The sequence below is a fragment of the Streptomyces sp. SBT349 genome, from assembly GCF_001083795.1.
Classification (GTDB): domain Bacteria; phylum Actinomycetota; class Actinomycetes; order Streptomycetales; family Streptomycetaceae; genus Streptomyces.
The window spans coordinates 1-4,945 of sequence record NZ_LAVK01000456.1 but is presented as its reverse complement, the minus strand read 5'-3'; the positions used below and the strand labels follow the sequence as shown (position 1 = coordinate 4,945).

Below are 4,945 nucleotides of genomic sequence, written 5' to 3'. Positions count from 1 at the left end.
TCTGTTCTCGGTGGATTGCTTTGAGCATTCACGGAGAGTTTGATCCTGGCTCAGGACGAACGCTGGCGGCGTGCTTAACACATGCAAGTCGAACGCTGATCCGGTTTCGGCCGGTGATGAGTGGCGAACGGGTGAGTAACACGTGGGTAATCTGCCTCGCACTCTGGGATAAGCCCGGGAAACTGGGTCTAATACCGGATATACATCGATGGTCGCATGGCCTGTCGGTGGAAAGCTTTTGCGGTGTGGGATGGGCCCGCGGCCTATCAGCTTGTTGGTGGGGTAGTGGCCTACCAAGGCGACGACGGGTAGCCGGCCTGAGAGGGTGACCGGCCACACTGGGACTGAGACACGGCCCAGACTCCTACGGGAGGCAGCAGTGGGGAATATTGCACAATGGGCGGAAGCCTGATGCAGCGACGCCGCGTGAGGGATGACGGCCTTCGGGTTGTAAACCTCTTTCAGCAGGGAAGAAGCTTTTCGGGGTGACGGTACCTGCAGAAGAAGCACCGGCTAACTACGTGCCAGCAGCCGCGGTAATACGTAGGGTGCAAGCGTTGTCCGGAATTATTGGGCGTAAAGAGCTCGTAGGCGGTTTGTCGCGTCGGTTGTGAAAGCCCGGGGCTTAACCCTGGGTCTGCAGTCGATACGGGCAGGCTAGAGTTCGGTAGGGGAGACTGGAATTCCTGGTGTAGCGGTGAAATGCGCAGATATCAGGAGGAACACCGGTGGCGAAGGCGGGTCTCTGGGCCGATACTGACGCTGAGGAGCGAAAGCGTGGGGAGCGAACAGGATTAGATACCCTGGTAGTCCACGCTGTAAACGGTGGGAACTAGGTGTGGGCAGCATTCCACGTTGTCTGTGCCGCAGCTAACGCATTAAGTTCCCCGCCTGGGGAGTACGGCCGCAAGGCTAAAACTCAAAGGAATTGACGGGGGCCCGCACAAGCGGCGGAGCATGTGGCTTAATTCGACGCAACGCGAAGAACCTTACCAAGGCTTGACATATGCCGGATATCCCTGGAGACAGGGCTTCTCTTTGAGTCGGTGTACAGGTGGTGCATGGCTGTCGTCAGCTCGTGTCGTGAGATGTTGGGTTAAGTCCCGCAACGAGCGCAACCCTTGTCCTGTGTTGCCAGCAACGCCTTTCGGGGTGGTTGGGGACTCACGGGAGACTGCCGGGGTCAACTCGGAGGAAGGTGGGGACGACGTCAAGTCATCATGCCCCTTATGTCTTGGGCTGCACACGTGCTACAATGGCCGGTACAATGAGCTGCGATGCCGTGAGGTGGAGCGAATCTCAAAAAGCCGGTCTCAGTTCGGATTGGGGTCTGCAACTCGACCCCATGAAGTCGGAGTCGCTAGTAATCGCAGATCAGCATTGCTGCGGTGAATACGTTCCCGGGCCTTGTACACACCGCCCGTCACGTCACGAAAGTCGGTAACACCCGAAGCCGGTGGCCTAACCCCTTGTGGGAGGGAGCTGTCGAAGGTGGGACTGGCGATTGGGACGAAGTCGTAACAAGGTAGCCGTACCGGAAGGTGCGGCTGGATCACCTCCTTTCTAAGGAGCATATGGCCAGTCCCTGGGCGAGTGTCCCGGGGTGGTTGCTCATGGGTGGAACATTGACTATTCGGTGGTGCTGGTGGTTTCGCACGGTCTAGTACTGCTCCCTGTTGGGGGTGTGGAACGGTGTGTGGGGTTGCTGGTGGTGCTGGGCACGCTGTTGGGTGTCTGAGGGCATGGCTGCTTTTGCGAGTGGTGTGTCTTCGTTTGTTGGTTGAGAATTTCACAGTGGACGCGAGCATCTGTGGCCAAGTTTTTAAGGGCGCACGGTGGATGCCTTGGTACCAGGAACCGATGAAGGACGTGGGAGGCCGCGATAGTCCCCGGGGAGTTGTCAACCTAGCTGTGATCCGGGGGTTTCCGAATGGGGAAACCCGGCAGTCGTTATGGGCTGTCACCTGCCGCTGAATGTATAGGCGGTGTGGAGGGAACGCGGGGAAGTGAAACATCTCAGTACCCGCAGGAAGAGAAAACAACAGTGATTCCGGGAGTAGTGGTGAGCGAAACCGGATGAGGCTAAACCGTTTGTGTGTGATACCCGGCAGGGGTTGCGCAGGCGGGGTTGTGGGAGTGTGCATTGGTCGTTCTGCCGGACGGCCGGGGAGTGATAAACCATTGTGGTAGTCGAAGGGCATGCGAAAGGCCCGGCGTAGAGGGTAAGACCCCCGTAGACGAAACTGTGATGGCTCTCTTGTGTGTTTCCCAAGTAGCACGGGGCCCGAGAAATCCTGTGTGAATCTGGCGGGACCACCCGTTAAGCCTAAATATTCCCTGGTGACCGATAGTGGATAGTACCGTGAGGGAATGGTGAAAAGTACCGCGGGAGCGGAGTGAAAGAGTACCTGAAACCGTGTGCCTACAAGCCGTGGGAGCGTCGCACATCGAGGCTTGCCTTGGTGTGTCGTGACTGCGTGCCTTTTGAAGAATGAGCCTGCGAGTTTGCGGTGTGTTGCGAGGTTAACCTGTGATGGGGAGCCGTAGCGAAAGCGAGTCCGAACAGGGCGATTCGAGTAGCATGCCCTAGACCCGAAGCGGAGTGATCTAGCCATGGGCAGGGTGAAGCGTGGGTAAGACCGCGTGGAGGCCCGAACCCACCAGAGTTGAAAATCTGGGGGATGACCTGTGGTTAGGGGTGAAAGGCCAATCAAACTCCGTGATAGCTGGTTCTCCCCGAAATGCATTTAGGTGCAGCGTCGTGTGTGCTTGCCGGAGGTAGAGCACTGGATAGGTGATGGGCCTTACCGGGTTACTGACCTTAGCCAAACTCCGAATGCCGGTAAGTTGAGCGCGGCAGTGAGACTGTGGGGGATAAGCTCCATGGTCGAGAGGGAAACAGCCCAGAGCATCGACTAAGGCCCCTAAGCGTGTGCTAAGTGGGAAAGGATGTGGAGTCGCAGAGACAGCCAGGAGGTTGGCTTAGAAGCAGCCACCCTTGAAAGAGTGCGTAATAGCTCACTGGTCGAGTGATTCTGCGCCGATAATGTAGCGGGGCTCAAGTACACCGCCGAAGTCGTGTCACCACGCATCTGTGTGGTGGGTAGGGGAGCGTCGTGTGCCGGGTGAAGCGGTCCTGTAAGGGTGTCGTGGACGGTTCACGAGTGAGAATGCAGGCATGAGTAGCGATACACACGTGGGAAACGTGTGCGCCGATTGACTAAGGGTTCCTGGGTCAAGTTGATCTGCCCAGGGTAAGTCGGGGCCTAAGGCGAGGCCGACAGGCGTAGTCGATGGATAACCGGTTGATATTCCGGTACCCGCCATGGAGCGCCAGCGCTGAATCTTCTGATGCTAAGCCCGTGAAGCCGCTGGTGATCCCTTCGGGGTGATCCAGAGTGGTGGAGCCGGTGGTCCGAGGGAGTAGTAGGTGAGTGATGGGGTGACGCAGGAAGGTAGTCCATCCCGGGCGGTGGTTGTCCCGGGGTAAGGGTGTGGCCCGTCGTGCAGGTAAATCCGTGCGACATGAGGGTGAGACCTGATGCCGAGCCGATTGTGGTGAAGTGGATGATCCTATGCTGTCGAGAAAAGCCTCTAGCGATGTTTCATGGTGGCCCGTACCCGAAACCGACTCAGGTGGTCAGGTAGAGTATACCGAGGCGTTCGGGTGAACTATGGTTAAGGAACTCGGCAAATTGCCCCCGTAACTTCGGGAGAAGGGGGGCCGCTTCCGGTGAAGGACGTTTTCGTCCGGAGCTGGGGGTGGCCGCAGAGACCAGCGAGAAGCGACTGTTTACTAAAAACACAGGTCCGTGCGAAGCTGTAAGGCGATGTATACGGACTGACGCCTGCCCGGTGCTGGAACGTTAAGGGGACCGGTTAGCTGCTTCGGTGGCGAGGCTGGGAACTTAAGCGCCAGTAAACGGCGGTGGTAACTATAACCATCCTAAGGTAGCGAAATTCCTTGTCGGGTAAGTTCCGACCTGCACGAATGGCGTAACGACTTCTCGGCTGTCTCAACCATAGGCCCGGTGAAATTGCAGTACGAGTAAAGATGCTCGTTTCGCGCAGCAGGACGGAAAGACCCCGGGACCTTTACTACAGCTTGATATTGGTGTTCGGTTCGGTTTGTGTAGGATAGGTGGGAGACTGTGAAGCCTTGGCGCCAGCCTGGGTGGAGTCGTTGTTGAAATACCACTCTGATCGTGCTGGATGTCTAACCTGGGTCCGTGATCCGGATCGGGGACAGTGTCTGGTGGGTAGTTTAACTGGGGCGGTTGCCTCCTAAAGAGTAACGGAGGCGCCCAAAGGTTCCCTCAGCCTGGTTGGTTATCAGGTGGTGAGTGTAAGTGCACAAGGGAGCTTGACTGTGAGACTGGCGGGTCGAGCAGGTGCGAAAGCAGGGACTAGTGATCCGGCGGTGGCTTGTGGGAGCGCCGTCGCTCATCGGATAAAAGGTACCCCGGGGATAACAGGCTGATCTTCCCCAAGAGTCCGTATCGACGGGATGGTTTGGCACCTCGATGTCGGCTCGTCGCATCCTGGGGCTGGAGTTGGTCCCAAGGGTTGGGCTGTTCGCCCATTAAAGCGGTACGCGAGCTGGGTTTAGAACGTCGTGAGACAGTTCGGTCCCTATCCGCTGTGCGCGTTGGAGTCTTGAGAAGGGCTGTCCCTAGTACGAGAGGACCGGGACGGACGAACCTCTGGTGTGCCAGTTGTCCTGCCAAGGGCATGGCTGGTTGGCTACGTTCGGGAGGGATAACCGCTGAAAGCATCTAAGCGGGAAGCCTGCTTCGAGATGAGGACTCCCACCCACTTGATGGGGTAAGGCTCCCTGTAGACGACAGGGTTGATAGGCCGGAGATGGAAGCCTGGTGACAGGTGGAGTTGACCGGTACTAATAGGCCGAGGGCTTGTCCGCAGATGCTCGCGTCCACTGTGAATT

General features: G+C 57.7%; 2 rRNA genes. Both read left to right on the top strand.

What is annotated here, in order from left to right:
- Positions 1 to 27: 27 nt before the first annotated feature.
- Positions 28 to 1,563: ribosomal RNA gene (locus ADY01_RS32670) — 16S ribosomal RNA — on the top strand.
- A 249-nt stretch (positions 1,564 to 1,812) separates the two neighbouring features.
- Positions 1,813 to 4,921, top strand: a 23S ribosomal RNA gene (locus ADY01_RS32665).
- The 16S and 23S rRNA genes sit together here, the layout of an rRNA operon.
- Positions 4,922 to 4,945 lie beyond the last annotated feature (24 nt).